General features: G+C 65.0%; 18 protein-coding genes. 9 read left to right on the forward strand and 9 right to left on the reverse strand.

Going from position 1 to position 18,950, the window contains the following annotated elements:
* Nucleotides 1-21: 21 nt before the first annotated feature.
* The 3 genes from QJT82_RS24230 to QJT82_RS24240 form a co-directional block, all read right to left on the reverse strand.
* Nucleotides 22-435: a DUF1850 domain-containing protein gene (locus QJT82_RS24230; RefSeq protein WP_028342607.1), complete on the reverse strand. Its 414-nt coding sequence runs from the start codon at nt 433-435 to the stop codon at nt 22-24.
* Nucleotides 396-2,504 carry a TRAP transporter permease gene (locus QJT82_RS24235; protein ID WP_028342608.1) on the reverse strand — a complete coding sequence of 703 codons (2,109 nt, stop codon included), beginning with the start codon at nt 2,502-2,504 and terminating at the stop codon, nt 396-398. Before QJT82_RS24235 ends, QJT82_RS24230 begins: the two co-directional genes overlap by 40 nt.
* A gap of 175 nt (nt 2,505-2,679) precedes the next feature.
* A complete protein-coding gene (locus QJT82_RS24240) occupies nt 2,680-3,627 on the reverse strand; it encodes a TAXI family TRAP transporter solute-binding subunit (protein WP_028342609.1) in 948 nt (315 codons plus the stop codon).
* A gap of 147 nt (nt 3,628-3,774) precedes the next feature.
* On the opposite strand from QJT82_RS24240, the gene QJT82_RS24245 reads away from it, so the two are divergent.
* Entirely contained in the window at nt 3,775-5,061 is a 1,287-nt protein-coding gene (locus QJT82_RS24245) for an MFS transporter (RefSeq protein ID WP_051447991.1), read from the forward strand.
* Between the two features lie 361 nt (nt 5,062-5,422).
* Nucleotides 5,423-6,637 carry an EAL domain-containing response regulator gene (locus tag QJT82_RS24250; RefSeq protein WP_028342611.1) on the forward strand — a complete coding sequence of 405 codons (1,215 nt, stop codon included), beginning with the start codon at nt 5,423-5,425 and terminating at the stop codon, nt 6,635-6,637.
* A gap of 20 nt (nt 6,638-6,657) precedes the next feature.
* On the opposite strand, the gene QJT82_RS24255 is transcribed toward QJT82_RS24250, so the two are convergent.
* Entirely contained in the window at nt 6,658-7,554 is an 897-nt protein-coding gene (locus tag QJT82_RS24255; protein WP_035632209.1) for a CoA ester lyase, read from the reverse strand.
* Between the two features lie 19 nt (nt 7,555-7,573).
* On the reverse strand, nt 7,574-8,053 hold the full coding sequence (locus QJT82_RS24260; protein ID WP_028342613.1) for a hypothetical protein: 480 nt from the start codon (nt 8,051-8,053) through the stop codon (nt 7,574-7,576).
* 205 nt (nt 8,054-8,258) lie between these two features.
* On the opposite strand from QJT82_RS24260, the gene QJT82_RS24265 reads away from it, so the two are divergent.
* The gene (locus QJT82_RS24265; RefSeq protein WP_016845604.1) at nt 8,259-8,558 is read left to right on the forward strand and encodes a hypothetical protein; all 300 of its coding nucleotides are present in this window, start codon (nt 8,259-8,261) and stop codon (nt 8,556-8,558) included.
* A gap of 16 nt (nt 8,559-8,574) precedes the next feature.
* Here QJT82_RS24265 and QJT82_RS24270 read toward each other — a convergent pair whose 3' ends face one another.
* Entirely contained in the window at nt 8,575-9,771 is a 1,197-nt protein-coding gene (locus tag QJT82_RS24270; protein WP_051447992.1) for a hypothetical protein, read from the reverse strand.
* Between the two features lie 131 nt (nt 9,772-9,902).
* Here QJT82_RS24270 and QJT82_RS24275 point away from each other — a divergent pair, with 131 nt between their 5' ends.
* Entirely contained in the window at nt 9,903-10,124 is a 222-nt protein-coding gene (locus QJT82_RS24275; protein WP_244435874.1) for a hypothetical protein, read from the forward strand.
* Between the two features lie 11 nt (nt 10,125-10,135).
* On the opposite strand, the gene QJT82_RS24280 is transcribed toward QJT82_RS24275, so the two are convergent.
* Entirely contained in the window at nt 10,136-10,765 is a 630-nt protein-coding gene (locus QJT82_RS24280; RefSeq protein WP_028342615.1) for a CoA pyrophosphatase, read from the reverse strand.
* A 92-nt stretch (nt 10,766-10,857) separates the two neighbouring features.
* On the opposite strand from QJT82_RS24280, the gene QJT82_RS24285 reads away from it, so the two are divergent.
* The 3 genes from QJT82_RS24285 (at nt 10,858) to QJT82_RS24295 (ending at nt 12,716) form a co-directional block, all read left to right on the forward strand.
* Nucleotides 10,858-11,283, forward strand: a complete 426-nt coding sequence (locus QJT82_RS24285; protein WP_016845608.1) for a PaaI family thioesterase — start codon at nt 10,858-10,860, stop codon at nt 11,281-11,283.
* A 102-nt stretch (nt 11,284-11,385) separates the two neighbouring features.
* The gene (locus tag QJT82_RS24290) at nt 11,386-12,396 is read left to right on the forward strand and encodes an aldo/keto reductase (RefSeq protein WP_028342616.1); all 1,011 of its coding nucleotides are present in this window, start codon (nt 11,386-11,388) and stop codon (nt 12,394-12,396) included.
* 119 nt (nt 12,397-12,515) lie between these two features.
* On the forward strand, nt 12,516-12,716 hold the full coding sequence (locus QJT82_RS24295) for a hypothetical protein (protein WP_028342617.1): 201 nt from the start codon (nt 12,516-12,518) through the stop codon (nt 12,714-12,716).
* 100 nt (nt 12,717-12,816) lie between these two features.
* Here the strand turns inward: QJT82_RS24295 and katG are convergent, their stop codons facing one another.
* Nucleotides 12,817-14,982 carry a catalase/peroxidase HPI gene (gene katG, locus QJT82_RS24300; RefSeq protein ID WP_028342618.1) on the reverse strand — a complete coding sequence of 722 codons (2,166 nt, stop codon included), beginning with the start codon at nt 14,980-14,982 and terminating at the stop codon, nt 12,817-12,819.
* Between the two features lie 118 nt (nt 14,983-15,100).
* Between katG and QJT82_RS24305 the strand changes: the two genes are divergently transcribed.
* Nucleotides 15,101-16,057, forward strand: coding sequence for a hydrogen peroxide-inducible genes activator (locus tag QJT82_RS24305; protein WP_028342619.1), 957 nt, complete (start codon nt 15,101-15,103; stop codon nt 16,055-16,057).
* Nucleotides 16,058-16,318: 261 nt separating this feature from the next.
* On the opposite strand, the gene galU is transcribed toward QJT82_RS24305, so the two are convergent.
* Nucleotides 16,319-17,194, reverse strand: a complete 876-nt coding sequence (gene galU / locus QJT82_RS24310) for a UTP--glucose-1-phosphate uridylyltransferase GalU (RefSeq protein ID WP_028342620.1) — start codon at nt 17,192-17,194, stop codon at nt 16,319-16,321.
* A gap of 223 nt (nt 17,195-17,417) precedes the next feature.
* Between galU and QJT82_RS24315 the strand changes: the two genes are divergently transcribed.
* Entirely contained in the window at nt 17,418-18,797 is a 1,380-nt protein-coding gene (locus QJT82_RS24315) for a lytic murein transglycosylase (protein WP_259245088.1), read from the forward strand.
* The last annotated feature ends 153 nt before the right edge of the window (nt 18,798-18,950 follow it).

Raw genomic sequence — 18,950 nt, forward strand, 5'->3', positions numbered from 1 at the left:
GCTCATGCGGGCTACGGATCCCTACGGATTCTCGCAAACACTCATCGTCGTGACATTAGCACCGATCGGATGCCCGAAAATCTCCGATAGCGTCTGGCAGCGTCCCTCCCGGCACAGGTGCCATTCACCCGCGGCGCCGGAATTACCGAGCACGACCTCCGGCCGTGGCACCGCCTGGGGCGACCATTGAAACCAGCCATCGACAAGCCGCGCCTCCGGCGGCGGCTCCATGCCGGCGCCGGTGCCCTTGACGCGCGCCTGTTGCAGCGTGAGCCCGGCCGGCGTGACCAGCCAGTCCTCCTGCCAGGCGCTCTTCTCGATCGAATGCGTCCAGGCGAGTGTGAAGGCCGCGATCGACAGCGCCTTCACGACACCCGCGGAAGCGAGGCAGAGGCTCAAGCCGCCGCCACCGCATTGCGCGGACGCTGCCGCCATTGCCACAGCACGACCGCAGCGGCGAGCGTGAAGCCCGCCGTATCCGAGAACGGGAAATCGCCGAGCAGGCAGAGCGCGGCGCCGAACGCGACCAGGATCTCGATGAAGGTCAGCCGCGTGAACAGGAAGCCGATCGCGACGATGCCGAACAACCCGATCGCCACCAGCGCCTTGAAGGTCGCCAGCGCCACCGCGCCGTAGAAGCCGAGCTGCGCGGCCATCGGATCCCCGGTCTGCAGCATCAGTGCCGGCGAGTAGACGAAGATGAACGGAATGACGTAGCCGGCCAGCGCGATCCGCATCGCCTCCCAGCCGATCTTGTCCGGGTTCTCCTTGGCGATCGGCGCCGCCGCCAGGGCTGCGAGCGCGACCGGCGGCGAGAGGTCGGCCATGATGCCGTAGTAGAACGCGAACATGTGGCTTGCGATCAGCGGCACGCCGAGCTTGGCGAGCGCCGGCGCAGCCAGCGCCGCGGTGATGATGTAGGTCGGGATCGTCGGGATGCCGGTACCGAGCAGGATCGACAGCAGCATGGTCATGATCAGCGCCAGGAACAGGCTCTTGGCGCCGAGTCCGATGATCCAGCTGCCGAAGATGGTGCCGACGCCGGTCTGCGTCATCATGCCGATGATGGTGCCGACGATGGCGCAGGCCATGCCGACCGTCAGCGCCGACTTGGCGCTGTCGGCGAGCGAGTCGCGGCAGGCTTTCAGCGTGGCGCGGCCGCCGCGGGTGATCGCCGCGATGACGATCAAACCGGCAACGACGCTGGCGACCGGAACGATCTCGATGCCGTGGCGCGAGACCGCGGCGACCACCAGCGCAAGGCCGATCCAGAAGATGTAGCGCACGACGGTGTTGGAGAAGCCGAGCGTGATGCTGGCGCCGAGGATCAACGCGACCGTGAGCGCAAGTCCCATGCTGCCGGCATAGAGCGGCGTGAAGCCCTCGAACAGCATGTAGACCAGCGCCGCGAGCGGCAGCACGAGATACCAGCGCGCCACCAGCGCCTTCCAGGCGCTCGGGATCTCCGAGCGCTTCATGCCGACGAGGCCGTGCTTGCCGGCCTCCAGATGCACCATCCAGAACGCCGAGGCGAAGTAGAGGATCGCCGGGATCACCGCGGCCTTGACGATCTCCGAATAGGGCACGCCGAGCGTCTCGGCCATGATGAAGGCGACCGCGCCCATGACCGGCGGCATGATCTGGCCGCCCATCGAAGCGGTGGCCTCGACGCCCGCGGCGAAGGCGCGGCGGTAGCCGAACTTGATCATCAAGGGGATCGTGAACTGGCCGACGGTAACGACGTTGGCGACGCCCGAACCCGAGATCGTACCCATCATGCCCGAAGCGAACACCGCGACCTTGGCGGGGCCGCCGCGGGTGCGGCCGAACAGGCCGAGCGAGACGTCGGTGAACAGCTGGATCATGCCGGCGCGTTCCAGGAACGAGCCGAACAGGATGAACAGGAAGATGTAGGTCGCCGAGACGTAGATCGGCACGCCGTAGAAGCCTTCGGTGCCGAACGAGAGATGGGTGACGATCTGGTCAAAGTCATAGCCGCGGTGATTGAACGGCGACGGCAGATATTGGCCGAAGAACCAGTAGAGCAGACAGGCGCCGCACATCAGCGGCAGCGCCGCCCCCATCAGTCGCCGCGTGCCCTCGAAGATCAGGACCGCAAGCAGCGTGCCGACCGCAAGATCCATATGGGTCGGATCGCCGTCGCGGGCGATCAGGTCGGCATAGAAGATCCACTGATAGAGCCCGCAGAGGAAGCCGGCGGCGCCGACGATCCAGCTCACCGCGCGGCCGAAATCGGTCTTGGCGGTGAAATTGCCGATCAGGCCGAAGGTCAGGAGGATCAGGAAGCCGACATGGACGCCGCGCACCACCTGGCTCGGCAGGTAGTTGAAGGCCGCGACATAGAGCTGGAACACCGCAAAGGCGAGACCGATCGCATAGGCCAGATGCCCCCAGGCGCCCGGGCCGAAGCCTTCCGGAAAGCCATGCTCGAAATTGTCGAATTCAACCTTGATGGGCTGTTCGCCCTCAACCTGCTGCTGCATATGATCAGTCCCCCGCCGTGCCCGCGACGCTTATAGCGCCCCACCGCACGTCATGCGCGGGCTCGATCCGCGCATCCATCGAAAAATCAACGTCTCTAGAAAGATGGATGGCCGGGTCATCCCCGATCAAGTCGGGGACGGGCGCCCGGCCACAACATCCTCGAAGCAACCGGCCCTACTTGATCAGGCCCTTCTCCTTGTAATAGCGGATCGCGCCGGGATGCAGCGGCACCGGGCTGCCGGTCGCGGCGGCCTCGAGCTTGATCTCCTTGCCCGCGGCGTGGGCGTTGGCGAGTTCCGGCAGCGATTCGTAGACCAGCTTGGTCATCTGATAGGCAAGATCGTCCGACACTGCGCTCGAGGTCACGAGGTAGTTCACGACCGCGGCGGTCGGCACGTCCTTGTCCTGGCCGGTATAGGTGTTGGCCGGGATGATCACGGAGACGAAGGGCGGGCCGATCTTGTCGACGGTCTCCTTCGGCACGGCGACCACGGTGATCTCGCTCGAGGTCGAGAGGTCCTTCAGCGAGGCGACACCGAGGCCGGCGGACTGCAGCGTGGCGTTGAGCTGGCGGTTCTTCATCAGATCCACCGATTCGGCGAACGGCAGGTACTCGACCTTGCCGAGATCCTTGTAGCTCATGCCGGCGGCGGCGAGGATCGCGCGCGAGTTGAGCTCGGTGCCGGACTTCGGCGCGCCGACCGACAGGCTCTTGCCCTTGAGATCGGCCAGCGTCTTGATGCCGCTCTCGCCGGTTGCGACGATCTGGATGTAGTTCGGATAGATCGCGCCGATGGTGCGCAGCTTGTCGAGCTTGTTCTTGAAGCCGGCCTCGGCGTCACCTTCCCAGGCCGCCTTCAGCGAATCGCCGAGCGTGAAGGCGATCTCGCCGCGGCCCTGCTGCAGCAGCACCAGGTTCTCGACCGAGGCCTTGGTCGCCTGCACCTGGGTTTTCACGCCGGGGATCTTGTCGCCGTAGATCTTCCCCATTGCGACACCGAGCGGATAGTAGACGCCGGAGGTGCCGCCGGTGAGCACGTTAATGAACTGCTCGGCCTGTGCGACAGGCGCGGACAAAACGCTGGCTGCCACGATCGCGGCAGCCACCAACTTGGAATTCATGAGTATTATTCTCCCCTTAAGCCGGCCGGAAATTGGCCGGACACCCCCGCCGGGTCAACCCATCCAAATGACGCATGCGCGGCGGAAATCCCTGTTGGCAACACCACTTTACCTGCGCGGGAACTCTCCGCCTGCGGGCGGGTTGAGATGCGCAATCCCGCCGCGAGGTATGACTTGCAGCCGTCCGGGACGACGACCGTTGAGCGCGCGCTTGATGCGTTGAACTTCTTCCTCGCCGACGTGCGGGACGGGCTCGGCCCCTATCTGGCGATCTACCTCCTGACCGAACGGAAGTGGGACGAGGCCTCGATCGGCTCGGTGATGTCGATCGCGGCCATCGCCGGGATCCTCGCCCAGACACCGGCCGGCGCCCTCATAGACCGCAGCCGCGCCAAACGTGCCCTGATGATCGCCGCCGCCATTGCCGTGACCGCCGCGTGCCTCCTGCTGCCCCTGCTCGACCGGTTCGAACTGGTCGCCGCCACCCAGGCGCTGGCGGCCGCTAGCGGCTCGGTGTTGGCGCCGGCGATTGCCGCGGTGACACTCGGCATTGTCGGGCCCAAGGCGTTCGCGGCGCGGACCGGCCGCAACGAGGCGTTCAATCATGCCGGCAATGCGGTGGCCGCGGCGATCGCCGGCGGCACTGCCTACTGGTTCGGTCCAGTCGTCGTGTTCTGGCTGCTCGCGGCGATGGCGCTCGCCAGCATCGCCGCGACGCTGTCGATCCCACCCGCCGCCATCGATCACCAGGTCGCACGCGGGCTCGACGATATGGAGGAGCACGGCGCATCGCAGGACCGGCCATCCGGCTTTCGCGTGCTGCTGACCTGCAGGCCGCTGCTAATCTTCGCGGTCTCGACCGTGATCTTTCATTTCGCCAATGCGGCGATGCTGCCGCTGGTCGGACAGAAGCTCGCATTGGTCAACCGCAACCTCGGGACCTCGCTGATGTCGGTCTGCATCATCGCGGCACAGATCGTGATGGTGCCGGTCGCGATGCTGGTCGGACGCAAGGCCGACGTCTGGGGCCGCAAGCCGATCTTCGCGACCGCGCTCGCGGTGCTGGCGATCCGCGGCGCACTCTATCCGTTGTCGGACAACCCATACTGGCTGGTGTCGGTGCAATTGCTCGACGGCATCGGCGCCGGAATCTTCGGCGCGCTGTTCCCGCTCGTGATTGCCGATCTCACTCACGGTACCGGGCATTTCAACATCAGCCAAGGCGCGATCGCCACCGCAACCGGCCTCGGCGGCGCGCTGAGCACGGCTGTAGCCGGATTCATTATTGTCCACGCCGGTTACAGCGCCGCATTTCTGTTCCTTGCAGCTGTCGCTTGCGCCGGGCTGATCGGCTACTGCGCATTGATGCCGGAGACGTTGCGAGCGGCAACGACGACGTCACGCACAACTGCGTTGGCATCGCTAAACGAGTGATCTGATTCGCCATCGGCGCTCTGCGGAGCACTCTGCATGATGCGATCCGATGTCCGACAATGACGCAGTTCCGCATCTGCATCGACGCGACAACACAGTCATTAACGCCGTCTCTCGATGACACACGCGCACAGTGTTTCTGCCGATGTGCAAAGTCGGACGCGATCGCGCTTATGAATGTCAGATGACGCATTTGTTGCACGTGTAACAGCGGTGAGACGTCGCGATTCCAGCGCCATTTGAATCGAATTGAATCCTTTAAGGTTAGCGGGGCAATCAATGTATGATCCAGAAATTTCCATGATTGCCGCCGCTCTAGGATGTACGAGTCAAGCCGGGGTAACTACGGACAAGGCGGGGCATGAATCACATCAGTCACATCGAACGCACGCGAGCCGGCTGGTTCGGACATCGCAAGCTGACCCCACGCGCATGCATTGCGGACAGCAAAAAACACCTTCGGACCTTCCTCGCCGAAGCGCTGGAAGACCTCGGCTTCATCACCAGTGAATGCAGTCAGGCTTTGGAACTCGACACCGTTCTGGACGCGGAACGGCCCGATCTTTTGGTGCTCGGCGTGTCCGTGGATGGCATCGAAGTCAGTAAAATTCTCGAGACTTTGGTGAGAAAGAACTATGACGGAAAGGTCCTCGTGATCGGCCAGCCGGACTCGATCATCGTCAAGGCCGTCCGGCAGATCGGCGATGAGTACGGCATCGCCATGCTGCCGGCCCTGTCTACGCCGTTCAGCGCCGGAACCCTTCGTGACAGTCTCGCGTCATTGCTGCCGCTCGAACCCGCACCGAGCCCGGCGGTGGACGTGCCCGAAGCGCTGAAGGCCGGCTGGCTCGAGCTGTGGTATCAGCAGAAAATTCACCTCCGGACGCTGGTGCCGAGCGGCGCCGAGGCGCTGATCCGGATGCGCCATCCGGCCTGGGGCGTCGTGCCGCCGGCCTACTTCATCCCGGACGAAAGCGATCCGCATTTTCATGCGCTGTCCGAGTTCGTGATCGAGCGCGCAATCGAGGACTGGCGCTATCTCCTCGAGCAGACCGGGCCGGTCAATCTCTCGATCAACCTGCCGATCTCCTTCCTCGCCGACGATCATGCCGTGCGCGAGCTCTGTTACCGGATGCCGGATCATGCGGCCTTCGCGGGCCTGTTGATCGAGATCGACAGCACCGAGGTGGTCGATAATCTGGATCTGGCGATCGATGTCGCCCGGCGCGTTCGGCTGCACAATATCGGCATCTCGATCGACAATGTCGGCGCGAACTGGCCATCTTTGCTGGGACTGCCGAACTTTCCGTTCGTCCAGCTCAAGGTCGACCATCAATTCGTCACCGGCTGCGCGGATCAGCGCCTGAAGCAGACCGTATGCCGGCGTGTCGTGGAGCTGGCCCACGACAACAGCGCGCAGGTTGTGGCCCAGGGGGTCGAGACGCGCGCGGACTTTCTCGCCGCGCACGGAATGGATTTCGATCAGGTCCAGGGCTACCTGTTCGGCAAGCCGATGGGCGTCAAGAAGTTCGCCCGCTCACGCATGCACTTCTCGGAGAAAGAGCCGGCCTCCTGAGGCATCGCCTCTGGTCAGGCTCATGCGTCACGATCAATCGCGCGCAGCGCTTCGCCGCGCGCGATCAGGCGTCTTGCGTTGGAATAGGTCGGGACCTCCAGCAACGAGCCGTCAAGTTCGACGCGCCCAAAGCCCTTTGTCCGCGCCGCTTCGAACGCCGCGACGATCCTGCCCGCCTGGCGCATCTCCTCCTCGCTCGGCGTCAGGACGCCGTTGACGATCGAGGCATGCGCGGGATCGACCAGGCTCTTTGCGGTGTAACCCAGCCGTCGCGCCCAGATCGTGTCGCGTTCGACGCCTTCGGCGTCGCTCCAGGTGTAGGGACAATCGACCGCGACGACGCCCGCGGCGCGACATTCGACGATGAAGCGCTGCCGCGCGTAAGCGAGCTCCAGGCCATCGCTGCCGCGCTCGGCACCAAGATCGGCGGCGAGGTCTTCGGAGGCCATCAGGCAACCGATGATGCGCCGGCTCGCCATGGCGATCGCACCGGTCTGCACCAGACCGCGCGCGAACTCGATATTCGGCAGCAGCGACGTCGATCCCTCGGCGATACCGTAGTCGCGCTCGAACCGCGTCACCGCCTCGTCAAGCCTGACGACATGGTGCGGCTCGGCGACCTTCGGCAGCGCGACGATATCCGGACGTCCGCGCATCACGGCGGCGAGATCGTCCATGCCGTCCTGGTCCGGCGGATTGACGCGGACCGCGACCACCATGCCCCGGCCGCGCCAGGCCGCGTAGAGCTCGGCGGCCAGGGCCCGCGCCTTCGGGCGCAGCGACGGCGGGGTAAAATCCTCGAGCTCGTGGATCAGCACGTCGGCGCCGCTGGCGGCCGCGTGCTGCAGCACCTCCTCGTTGGCGCCTTCGAGAAACAGCCAGGAGCGGCACAGCGGGGCCGGACGCAGCTTGCGCATCACGCGACCCGCGCCGCCGTCACTGGAACGTCATGTCGAGGCATTTCGAGATGTCGGAGCCGAGGCCGGACGAGATGGTGATGCAGCCGCGGATCTTCTGGGTGTTGACGTCGCTCGCCCAGATCGCATAGCCGCCCGGACCGAAGAACGAGTTGGTGTTCGGCGGCTCGGTCTCGGTGGCGTCGAACGTGTAGTTGCCGTCGGTCTCGAAGATGCGCGGCTTCTTGGTGCAGCCGCCGTCGGCCTGCACATTGATGACCTCCTTGTTGTCCCGCGTCAGCGCCAGCGAGACCTGGCAGCGGAAATATTCCGAGGTCTTGGCGTTGAACAAATAGGCGTAGGATTTGCAGGTCGCGGTGTTGAGCTTGCCGGCGGACAGGCCGCGGCTGCAGGAGATCCGCTGGTTGTTGGAGAGCTTGAACTCGTCCGCCTGCGCGACTGACGCCAGCGTCATGAACGACAGAGCGACACCGATACCGATCTTCATGACGTGGTTCATCCTGATCATCCCAAGGTAGTGTTTCCGGCAATCAAAGCGTTTGTAAACGGTAACGCGAAAATAGTCGCCAAGCTTGATGCGGGAATTCACAAAGTCGCCGATCCGCGCGAGCGGTCGCGCCGATTGTCGTATTGACGCACGAATATCGTTCGTGATTTGTTCAGAAACGTGGGGACGACGCCGTTTTCTCGGCCGGAGGTGGATCATGACGCATTTTTTGACCAAGACTTTTATTGCGACTGCGGCGTTTGCCGCGCTGACGACCTGCGCATTCGCGCAGGAGGCTGCGCCCTGGGAGCTGAAGCCCGACATGGGCTACGCCTATGACAAGGACGGCAAGACCTGGTCCTACAAGATGGGCACCAACAATGCCGGCACGCTGCTGAAGGGCGCCAAGAAGGTGCCGAAGGGGACGCTGTTCTTCATCGGCCAGAACGGCCAGCTCTACATGCGCTCCGGGCCCTATCTCGAGGGCGACGGCAAGTTCAAGTTCGGCTCGAACTAACGGGTTTCGGCAGGCATCAGAACGCCGCGGCCAATTCCTTCGCGCCCGGCTTGTTGCTGTTGAAGTCCATCCGCTCGTTGGTGACGGCAAGCAGCCTGGCCACCGTGTTGTGGCGAATGGCGACCGGGTTGCGCTCGTAGCCTGAGCGCTGGAAGAAGTTCGAGGTCGGCACCTGCTCACGCATCGCCTGCGGCATGGTCACCATGTCGAGCCCGGTGCCGTCGCCGGTCAGGTTCATCATCTCGAGCTCGGCCGCGGTCAGCGGCCGGCTGTAGCCCTTGTTGCGGGCGAAGATCACCGAGGTCAGCAGCTTGTGGGTCTGCAGCATCGGGCCGACATCGATGTCGAGCACCATGGCATGGCACGCCCAGCCTTGCGGCGTATCGGCGAGGCGCGCATGCGCCGACCAGTCGTCGGGCACGGTGCGCGTGAATGCGACCATCTTCTTCAGCACCGCGAGCTTGTGCTCCATCGCCTTGCGCGCGGGCCCCTGCGTCCTCGCGACCCGCTCGGTCAGATCCCCCACGAATTCATGGCCCTGCTCGGCCAATAGCTCGACGGTGTTGGTGGTGAGCAGCTGGTTGTAGCCCATCGCGGTGGAGATGGCGCGCTTGCCGCCGTGCTCGATGCCCGCCTGTACATCGTAAGTGCCGGTGCCGCCGGTCTCGAACGAATAGACCCGCACCGCCTGCTCCGGCGTCAGCCCCGCCGCGCGCGCGTAGCGGGCATAGGCGCGCTTGAACTCGACCTCGCTGGCCGGCCGCTGCGGCGTGAACTGGAATTGCTCGGCCGCGGCCCTGACCAGGTCCGAAGCCACCGGAAGCGTCTTGGGCGGACGCGGCGGCTTGCCTTCCTCCTCTTCTGGAGCCGGATTGACCGGCCGCTTCGGACCCTCATAGACCGGCGGCTGCTGCAGCACGTAATCGTCCAGCGAGATCTGCACGCGGTCGCGGCGCTTGGCGTTGCGGCCGCGCCTCTTCTCGGCGATCGCGTTCCAATAGGCGCTCGCGTCCTGCTCGAAGGCGGCGCGCGCCTCCTGATATTCCTGCAGCTTGCGGCGATATTCCATGATCGCCTGCGGCGATGCTTGCGCCATCGCATTGGCGACGGAAGGCGGCAACGCGCCGGCCTCGCCGGCATAGACGGACGGCGCGCTGGCGGCGAGCGCGAGCGCGACAAATCCCGGGCACAGGCGAATCAATTGCGGGCGCATGGCCTCGTTGTAGCAAGCACGGCTGCGAAGTCAGCCCGGAATTGAGCGGATCGCAGCGGCCGGATGCCGCGATCAATGCAGAATATTCGCCACAATGCGGTGTTTTCCGAACGAAGCGTGGAGAGACTGCCATGAGGATGACCGTTTGGCTGGTTGCCGCCTGCGCGCTGACGCTCGCCGCACCGGCGCGCGCCGAGCGTCCGGATTGCGGATCGTTTCCGGATACGCGTTCACGCTTCACCTGTTACGAGAATGTGTCGCGGGCGCCTCCGGAACCCGAGGCCGCGGCGCATTCGCCTGGTGCGCAGGGGAAATCAATGAAGATGAACGCCCGCAAGCGGCGTCACAAATAGCGTCATCGTCGCTACTTCCATGCGAATACCGGCTGCTCCAGTTCGGCGACGCGGGTGCTGCGGCCGGCCAGCACCTCGCGAAACTGATAGATCAGCGCGGCGGTCGGCGCATGGATCTGCTGGCCACCGAGGCGGAAGCGAATCACGCGGCGCGAGCTTTCCGGGATCGTGACGAAGCTGAACGCGTCCTCCAGCTCGATCGCATCGAGGCCGATGCGATGAACGGAAGCGACCTCGTCGGGGTTCGGCGTGATCGCCGCATGCGCGCCGGCCCAGACCACGACCGGCGTGATCAGATAGCCGGACCGCGTCGGGTAATCGTCGAGCATGCCGAGCACGTCGCGCTCCGACAGTGCGAGCCCGAGCTCCTCATGCAGTTCGCGCAGCGCGGCCTCGGCCTGCGTCTCGCCGGCATCGCAGCGCCCGCCCGGCAGCGCCCATTGCGCGCTGTGGGCGCGCAGGCGCGCGCTGCGGCGGGTCAGCAGGAAGGCCGTGCCGCTGCCGTCGTCGCCTTCGGTCAGCGCGATCGCGACCGCCGCGCGCTTCAGCGTCGGCGCGGCATCCGCCGGCGCCAGACGCGCGAATGCGGCACAGAGCTCTGCGATATTCCGCCGGGTGGCATCGTCAAATGTGCGGGCCATTGACCTTGACTACAACACAACAGCGTTTGATGAAATGACTGCTACCACATGCCTCCTGCGATCAATCATCAGCAAGCAACGGACCCCACCTCATGACGGCCAAGGCCGCGGACAAACTCAAATCCGACGGCTGGAAGATCGCCGAAACCACGGGATTTTTGACCCTGATCGGCCCGTTGTGGGAACGGTTGAAGGACGGCGCGCTTGAGCTCGCGCTGATCACCGAGGACAAGCACCACAATCGCCGCGGCCTCGTGCAGGGCGGCGTGATCATGACGTTTGCCGATCGCGCCTGCGGCATGGCCGCACGTTTCGTCTCGGGCAAGCCGACACTTGCGACCGTGCAGCTCGACACCCATTTCGTCGAGGCCGGCAAGATCGGCGAGATCCTGACGACGCGGCCGCGTGTGGTACGCTCGACCCGCAGCCTGATCTTCATCACGGCCGAGGTGACCGTCGACAAGCGCTGTATCGCGATGGCCAATGGCGTGTTCAAGATCCTGAAGAACGAGAGTTGATCCCGTCATTCCGGGGCATCGCGCAGCGATGAACCCGGAATCTCGAGATTCCGGGTTCGATGCCAGCGCATCGCCCCGGAATGACACCGGAGGGAGTGCCCGATGCAATATCGCCAGCTTGGCCGTAGCGGCCTGAAGGTTTCGCCGATCTGCCTCGGCACCATGATGTTCGGCGGACCGACCGACGAGGCGACCTCGGCGCGGATCGTGGCGAAGGCGCGCGAGGCCGGCATCAACTTCATCGACAGCGCCGACGCCTATAATGGCGGCAAGTCCGAGGAGGTTGTCGGACGCGCGATCTCGAACAGAAGGTCGAACTGGGTGCTCGCGACCAAGCTCGCCAATCCGATCGGCGACGATCCCAATCACGGCGGGCTGTCGCGGCGCTGGGTGTTCCAGGCCGCCGACGCGAGCCTGAAGCGGCTCGGCACCGACTACATCGACGTCTATTATCTGCACAAGGAAGATCACACGACGCCGCTCGACGAGACCGTGCGCGCGATGGGCGACCTGATCCGCGCCGGCAAGGTGCGCTATTTCGGCGTCTCCAACTACCGCGCCTGGCGCGTCGCCGAGATCTGCAACATCTGCGACCGGCTCGGCATCGACCGTCCGGTCGCGAGCCAGCCCTATTACAATGCGATGAACCGGATGCCCGAGGTCGAGCATTTTCCGGCCTGCGCCCATTACGGGCTCGGCATCGTGCCCTATAGCCCGCTGGCGCGCGGCGTGCTCACCGGCAAATACGCCCCCGACGCGGCGCCGCCCGCGGACACGCGTGCGGGGCGGAACGACAAGCGCATGATGCAGACCGAGTGGCGGCCGGAATCGCTCGAGCTCGCGCAACAGATCAAGCGCCACGCCGAGAGCCGCGGCATCACCGCCGGGCAGTTCGCGGTGTCCTGGGTGCTGAACTCGTCGTTCGTCAGCGCCGTCATCGCAGGCCCGCGCACCGAAGCGCAATGGGACGACTACATCCGCGCGCTCGATTATCGCTTCACCGCCGAGGACGAAGCGCTGATCGACCGCCTCGTCGTCACCGGCCATCCCTCGACGCCGGGCTTCAACGACCCCGCCTATCCGATCGAGGGGCGCCGGGCGCGGACCGGATAGCGCCTAGGCTTCTGCGCTCGTCTCGGCAGCGCCGAAGTTACGTTTCGTAGCTTCCGAATTGCGCGAAGCCCGACTCGGCTGCAGCATCAGGACATGGAAATGCTGATGCTGGTGCTGCAATGACGGCATCCAATGTACTGGACTGGATCGTCGCCCTCCTCGTCTGCTGGGCGAGCCTGACTGCAATCTTCGAGCCGCGGCGCGGCGCCTGGCAATGCGACGTGCCCACCGCGACAAGCAGCGCGCCGCAAGTCAGACTCGCGACCCCAACGCAAGCGGAGTTCGAGGAGATGATCCGCGACATGAAGCTGCATGATTGAACGGAATCGGCAAACCGCGAAAATCCTTCCTCGTCGTCCCCCAAATGAAACAGGGCGGCGCCGAAGCGCCGCCCTGCCCTGATTGCCGTTTGCTCGCCGCTTACTTCACGAGGTCGAAGCGGTCGGCGTTCATCACCTTGGCCCAGGCCGCGACGAAGTCCTTCACGAACTGCTCCTTGGAGTCGGACTGGCCGTAGACCTCGGCGAACGCCCGCAGCTGCGAGTGCGAGCCGAAGATCAGGTCAACGCGGGTGCCGGTCCACTTCACCGCCTTGGTCTTGCGGTCGCGGCCCTCATAGACGCCCTCGCCGGCATCGCTCCACACCGTGCCCATGTCGAGCAGGTTGAGGAAGAAGTCGTTGGTGAGCGTCCCCGGCTTGCTGGTGAGGACGCCGTGCTTCGACTTCTTCGCATTGGCGCCGAGCACGCGCAGGCCGCCGACAAGAACCGTCAATTCCGGTCCGGTCAGCCGCAGGAGTTGCGCACGGTCGACCAACGCTTCCTCGGGCTGCAGGAACTGATGCTTGCCGCCGATGTAGTTGCGGAAGCCGTCAGCCCGCGGCTCGAGCGGAGCAAAGGACTCGACGTCGGTCTGGTCCTGCGTCGCATCGGTGCGGCCCGGCGTGAAGGGGACCTTCACATTGGTGCCGCCGTCCTTGGCCGCCTTCTCGATCGCAGCCGCGCCGCCGAGCACGATCAAATCGGCCAGCGAGACCTTCTTGCCGAACTCCTTCTGGATGGCCTCGAGCTTGGACAGCACAGTCTTGAGCTGAGCCGGCTCGTTGACATCCCAGTCCTTCTGCGGCGCAAGGCGGATGCGTGCACCATTGGCACCGCCGCGCTTGTCGGAGCCGCGGAACGTGGAGGCCGAGGCCCAGGCGGTCGACACCAGTTCGGACACCGACAGGCCCGAGGCGAGGATCTTCGCCTTGAGCGCCTCGATATCCTTGTCGTCGATCACGGCGTGATCGAGCGCCGGAACCGGATCCTGCCAGATCAGCGTCTCCTTCGGCACCAGCGGGCCGAGGTAGCGCTGGATCGGACCCATGTCGCGGTGCGTGAGCTTGAACCAGGCGCGGGCGAAAGCGTCCGCGAACTGATCGGGATGCTCGTAGAACCGGCGCGAGATCTTCTCATAGGCCGGGTCGAAGCGCAGCGACAGGTCGGTGGTCAGCATGGTCGGGACATGCTTCTTCGACGGGTCGTACGCGTCCGGAATGTCGGCCGCCGCGCCCTTCGCCTTCCACTGCTTCGCACCTGCGGGGCTCTTCGTCAGCTCCCATTCGTACTTGAACAGGTTCTCGAAGAAGTGGTTGCTCCACTTGGTCGGGGTCTGGGTCCAGGTGACCTCGGGGCCGCCGGTGATCGCGTCGGCGCCGACGCCGGTACCGTGCTTGCTCTTCCAGCCGAGGCCCTGATCCTCGAGCGCGCCGCCTTCCGGCTCCGGCCCGATCAGCGACGGATCACCCGCGCCGTGGGTCTTGCCGAAGGTGTGGCCGCCGGCGATCAGCGCAACGGTCTCCTCGTCGTTCATCGCCATCCGGAAGAACGTTTCGCGAATGTCCTTCGCGGCGGCGACCGGGTCCGGATTGCCGTTCGGGCCTTCCGGGTTGACGTAGATCAGGCCCATCTGCACCGCGCCGAGCGGCTCGGAGAGCTGGCGCTCGCCGCTGTAGCGCTCGTCGCCGAGCCAGGTGCCTTCCGGACCCCAGTACAGCTCTTCCGGCTCCCACACGTCGGCGCGGCCACCCGCAAAACCGAACGTCTTGAAGCCCATCGATTCCAGCGCGACGTTGCCGGCGAGGACCATCAGATCGGCCCACGAGATCTTGCGGCCGTATTTCTGCTTGATCGGCCACAGCAGCCGGCGCGCCTTGTCGAGGTTGGCGTTGTCAGGCCAGCTGTTGAGCGGGGCGAAACGCTGCTGGCCGGCGCCGGCGCCGCCGCGGCCGTCGGTGATGCGGTAGGTGCCCGCCGAGTGCCAGGCCATGCGGATCATCAGGCCGCCGTAATGGCCGAAGTCGGCCGGCCACCATTCCTGCGACGTCGTCATCAGGGCCGTGAGGTCCTTGATCACGGCATTGAGATCGAGGCTCTTGAATTCCTTGGCGTAGTCGAACCCCTTGCCCATCGGATCGGACAGGCTGGAGTTCTGGTGCAGCACCTGAACGTCGAGCGTCTCCGGCCACCAGTCACGATTCGAGTGCCCGCGAGGCCCGCCTGTGAATGGGCATTTGCCCGCGCCTTCGTCGGTTTTTGCGTCCATGTTTCTTCTCCGAGGTGATGGATTCTGGAATGCGCTGGAGCTCTTCCAAGAACGATTCTACGCAACCCAATCCATCAGAGGAAATTGACTTTAGTGATCGCGTCGATAAGATTATCTGATGATAAATGTCACACTCCGGCAACTCAGGTATTTTGATGCTCTGGCCCACCACCGCCATTTCGGGCGCGCCGCGGATGCCTGCGCGGTGTCGCAGCCGGCGCTGTCGATGCAGATCCGCGAAATGGAACAGGCGGTCGGCGGCGTGCTGATCGAACGCAATGCGCGGCAGGTGACGCTGACCACATTCGGCGAGGACCTGCTGCGCCGCGTGCGCGACATCTTGCGCTCGGTCGACGAACTCGGCGACTTCGCGCGCGCCTCGCGCGACAAGCTTGCCGGGCGGCTGCGGGTCGGCATGATCCCGACCATCGCACCATATCTGCTGCCGAAGGTGATCGAGAACCTGGCGCGGCTGCATCCCGAGCTCGACATCCATGTCCGCGAGACGCTGACGCCGAAGCTCATCAAGGAGGTCGCCGAGGGCCGGCTCGACACCGCGATCGTGGCGCTGCCGGTATCGGAACCGTCGCTGACCGAGGTCGCGCTGTTCTCGGAAAACTTCCTGCTGGTGCGGCCGGGCGAGGACGCCAAGACGCCCGTGCCGAGCGCCGAGATGCTGCGCGAGATGCGGCTCTTGCTGCTCGAGGAAGGCCACTGCTTCCGCGACCAGGCGCTGTCGTTCTGCAACATGCAGTCCTCGCCGCCGCGCGAGGTGCTGGACGCGAGCTCGCTGTCGACGCTGGTGCAGATGGTCGGCGCCGGCATCGGCGTCACCCTGATCCCGGAGATGGCGGTGACGGTGGAGACGCGCTCCGCGCCGGTCACGGTCTCGCGCTTCAAGCACCCGCAACCGTCGCGCACCATCGGCATGGTCTGGCGCAAGACCTCTCCGCTCGCCGCGCAGCTCCAGCAGATCTCCGAGGTCGTCAGCCTCGCCGCCCGCGCCCTGCGCGCGCCGAAACAGGACGGCGCCAAGGAGCCGGCGAAGCGTGCGGGGCGAAGGAAGGTGGCGTGATCTCGGCTGTGTAGTGGAGACGATGCCGTCCGTGTTTACCGCACCAAGCGCGCCACGCTTTCAGCTGTCGTCCCTGCGAAAGCAGGGACCCATAACCACGAATGCTCATTGTTGAGTAATGCTGGAACGACGAGTCCCATTCACTGCGCCTGCCGCGGAGTATGGGTTCCTGCTTTCGCAGGGACGACATCGAATATGTTGCGCTGTCTGTGAATCATACGTCCGCATTCTCGCGGCGAATGACGAGATGAGGCGGCGCCCCTACTTCTCCAGATACTTCTTCATCTCGGTGATCAGGCCGTCGCGCAGTTCGGGGCGCTTGAGGCCGAAGGCGATGTTGGCGCGGAGGAAGCCGGGCTTTGAGCCGCAATCGTGACGCTCGCCCTCGAACTCCACGCCGTAGAACTTCTGCGTCTTCGCAAGACCGATCATCGCATCGGTGAGTTGGATCTCGCCGCCGGCGCCGCGCTCCTGCGTGGCCAGGATGTTGAAGATCTCCGGCTGCAGGATGTAGCGGCCGGTGATCGACAGGTTGGACGGCGCGGTGCCCTGCGGCGGCTTCTCGACCATGCGGTCGACCTCGAAGATGTTGCCGTTGCGTTTACCGACGCTGCAGATGCCGTATTGATGGGTGAGTTCGTCGGGCACCGCCTCGACCGCTATCAGATTCGACTTGTCACCAAGCCTGCTCGCGGCATCGATCATCTGCTTCAGGCAGCCCGGTGTGTTCAGCACCAGCTCGTCCGGCAGCACCACCGCGAACGGCTCGTTGCCGACGATATCGCGCGCGCACCACACCGCGTGGCCGAGCCCGAGCGGCGCCTGCTGCCGGGTGAAACTCATCGCGCCGGCCTCAGGCTGGTTCTGCGCCAGGATATCCTGCTCGGTCTTCTTGCCGCGCTGCGCCAGCGTGGTGTCGAGCTCGAACATGCGGTCGAAATGATCCTCGATGACACCCTTGTTGCGGCCGGTGACGAACACGAAATGCTCGATGCCGGCTTCCCGGGCCTCGTCGACCACGTACTGGATCAGCGGCTTGTCGACGATCGTCAGCATCTCCTTCGGCATCGCCTTGGTGGCGGGCAGCACGCGGGTACCGAGACCGGCGACGGGGAATACGGCTTTGCGGATCTTCATGGGATTATCGGAAGCCTTGAAATGGGTGGGACGGCGGCACGAAATGAATCATGCCTTTGGTACCCCGTTTTGCAGCCGCCAACAAAGGCGGATGTGTGGTGCGGCTTAATTCCGCCGTTCCCGTCAGCCAATGCGGGCCGCAACAAAATCTCGCCCTTGTTAAGTTATTGGAAACCGTGCCGGGGCCTTCTGGAACAGCACGATTTTGACAGGCACACGACAAATGCGCGCGATGGGAACATCAAGGACCAAGCTTTTCGGCGCGAGCCTGATCGCGCTGGCCCTGCTGCTGCCCGGCAGCACGCAAGCCCAGTCGGCGGGCAACGGCCTGACCAACCTGATCGACAGCATCTTTTCCGGACCGAATGCGACGCCGCCGCAGGCCGCGACCGGACAGGATGGCGCAGCGCCGCCGTGGAGCGGTGAAGACGGCGCCTCCGGCCATCCGCTGATGACGGCTGCGGCGATCCGCCAGGCCGCGTCGGACTTCCCGAACTGCGTCGCAGCGATGTGGCCAGATGCCGCACGACGCAACATCAGCCAAGAGAATTTCGATCGCTTCACCGCCGGCCTCACGCCCGATCTGCGCATCATGGACCTGATGGATTCGCAGCCGGAGTTCACCAAGGCGATCTGGGATTATCTCGACATCCTCGTCAGCGACACCAGGCTCGCCAAGGGCCGCGAGGTCCTTGCGAAATACAAGCCGCAGTTCGATGCCACCGAGAAGGCCTATGGCGTCGACCGCTACATCATCGCGGCGATCTGGGGCATCGAGTCGAACTACTCGACCCAGATGGGCGATCGCAGCGTGGTGCAGTCGACCGCGACGCTCGCCTGCATCGGCCGCCGTCAGGCCTATTTCAAGGACGAGTTCCTATCGGCATTGGAAATCCTCAACCGGGGCGACCTCAGGCCCGAGCAGATGCGCGGCTCCTGGGCCGGCGCGTTCGGCCCGACCCAGTTCATGCCGACCGCGTTCAAGCGCTATGCCGTCGACGGCGATGGCGACGGCCGCCGCGACGTCGTCGACAATCCGAGCGACCTGATCGCCTCGACCGCCAACAATCTCAAGAAGGACGGCTGGCAGACCGGCGCGAGCTGGGGCTACGAGGTCGTGCTGCCGCAAGGCCTCAATTACATGCTGGCCGACCGCGCCAAGGCGATGCCGCTGTCGCAATGGGAGCATCTCGGCCTCAAGCGGCCAGGCGGCCAGCCGTTCCCGCGGCCGTCCGACAAGGCCTATCTGCTGGCGCCGGCCGGTGCCGAGGGGCCCGGCTTCCTGATGCTGCAGAATTTCCGGGTGATCATGAAGTACAACCCGGCGGAAGCCTATGCGCTCGCCATCGGCCATTTCGCCGACCGCCTGCGCGGCGGCCAGCCCTTCGCGCAGCCCTGGCCGCGCCAGGAGCGGGTGCTGTCGCGCGCCGAACGGCTGGAACTGCAGCAGCTTCTCGCCCAGCGCGGCTTCTACAAGGGCACGCCCGACGGCCAGTTCGGCGGCCAGACCCGCGAGGCGCTGCGCGGCTTCCAGGTCTCGATCGGGGCACCGGCCGACGGCTTTGCCACCTCCGAGGTGCTGGAGCGTCTGCGGGGGCGATAGGGCTCCTACGAAGCCTCTTCACCTCCCCTTGAAAAGGGGAGGTCGCTTTGCTCGAGAGAGCAAAGCGGGTGGGGATCGGGTCTCTCCACGAGCGACGGTGCGTGTGGCTGACCCCATCCCAACCTTCCCCCTTTCCGGGGGAAGGAGAAGGCT

The organism is Bradyrhizobium sp. Mp19, assembly GCF_029952935.1.
In the GTDB taxonomy this organism is placed as follows: domain Bacteria; phylum Pseudomonadota; class Alphaproteobacteria; order Rhizobiales; family Xanthobacteraceae; genus Bradyrhizobium; species Bradyrhizobium elkanii.

What these genes read in the sequence shown, in the direction of transcription:
- QJT82_RS24295 (WP_028342617.1), top strand. Translation starts at nt 12,516, where the DNA reads ATGACGGCATCCAATGTACTGGACTGGATCGTCGCCCTCCTCGTCTGC.
- galU (WP_028342620.1), bottom strand. Translation starts at nt 17,194, where the DNA reads ATGAAGATCCGCAAAGCCGTATTCCCCGTCGCCGGTCTCGGTACCCGC.
- QJT82_RS24235 (WP_028342608.1), bottom strand. Translation starts at nt 2,504, where the DNA reads ATGCAGCAGCAGGTTGAGGGCGAACAGCCCATCAAGGTTGAATTCGAC.
- QJT82_RS24290 (WP_028342616.1), top strand. Translation starts at nt 11,386, where the DNA reads ATGCAATATCGCCAGCTTGGCCGTAGCGGCCTGAAGGTTTCGCCGATC.
- QJT82_RS24260 (WP_028342613.1), bottom strand. Translation starts at nt 8,053, where the DNA reads ATGAACCACGTCATGAAGATCGGTATCGGTGTCGCTCTGTCGTTCATG.
- QJT82_RS24230 (WP_028342607.1), bottom strand. Translation starts at nt 435, where the DNA reads ATGGCGGCAGCGTCCGCGCAATGCGGTGGCGGCGGCTTGAGCCTCTGC.
- QJT82_RS24285 (WP_016845608.1), top strand. Translation starts at nt 10,858, where the DNA reads ATGACGGCCAAGGCCGCGGACAAACTCAAATCCGACGGCTGGAAGATC.
- QJT82_RS24305 (WP_028342619.1), top strand. Translation starts at nt 15,101, where the DNA reads ATGATAAATGTCACACTCCGGCAACTCAGGTATTTTGATGCTCTGGCC.
- QJT82_RS24255 (WP_035632209.1), bottom strand. Translation starts at nt 7,554, where the DNA reads ATGCGCAAGCTGCGTCCGGCCCCGCTGTGCCGCTCCTGGCTGTTTCTC.
- katG (WP_028342618.1), bottom strand. Translation starts at nt 14,982, where the DNA reads ATGGACGCAAAAACCGACGAAGGCGCGGGCAAATGCCCATTCACAGGC.
- QJT82_RS24270 (WP_051447992.1), bottom strand. Translation starts at nt 9,771, where the DNA reads ATGCGCCCGCAATTGATTCGCCTGTGCCCGGGATTTGTCGCGCTCGCG.
- QJT82_RS24280 (WP_028342615.1), bottom strand. Translation starts at nt 10,765, where the DNA reads ATGGCCCGCACATTTGACGATGCCACCCGGCGGAATATCGCAGAGCTC.
- QJT82_RS24275 (WP_244435874.1), top strand. Translation starts at nt 9,903, where the DNA reads ATGAGGATGACCGTTTGGCTGGTTGCCGCCTGCGCGCTGACGCTCGCC.
- QJT82_RS24250 (WP_028342611.1), top strand. Translation starts at nt 5,423, where the DNA reads ATGAATCACATCAGTCACATCGAACGCACGCGAGCCGGCTGGTTCGGA.
- QJT82_RS24245 (WP_051447991.1), top strand. Translation starts at nt 3,775, where the DNA reads ATGCGCAATCCCGCCGCGAGGTATGACTTGCAGCCGTCCGGGACGACG.
- QJT82_RS24240 (WP_028342609.1), bottom strand. Translation starts at nt 3,627, where the DNA reads ATGAATTCCAAGTTGGTGGCTGCCGCGATCGTGGCAGCCAGCGTTTTG.
- QJT82_RS24265 (WP_016845604.1), top strand. Translation starts at nt 8,259, where the DNA reads ATGACGCATTTTTTGACCAAGACTTTTATTGCGACTGCGGCGTTTGCC.
- QJT82_RS24315 (WP_259245088.1), top strand. Translation starts at nt 17,418, where the DNA reads ATGCGCGCGATGGGAACATCAAGGACCAAGCTTTTCGGCGCGAGCCTG.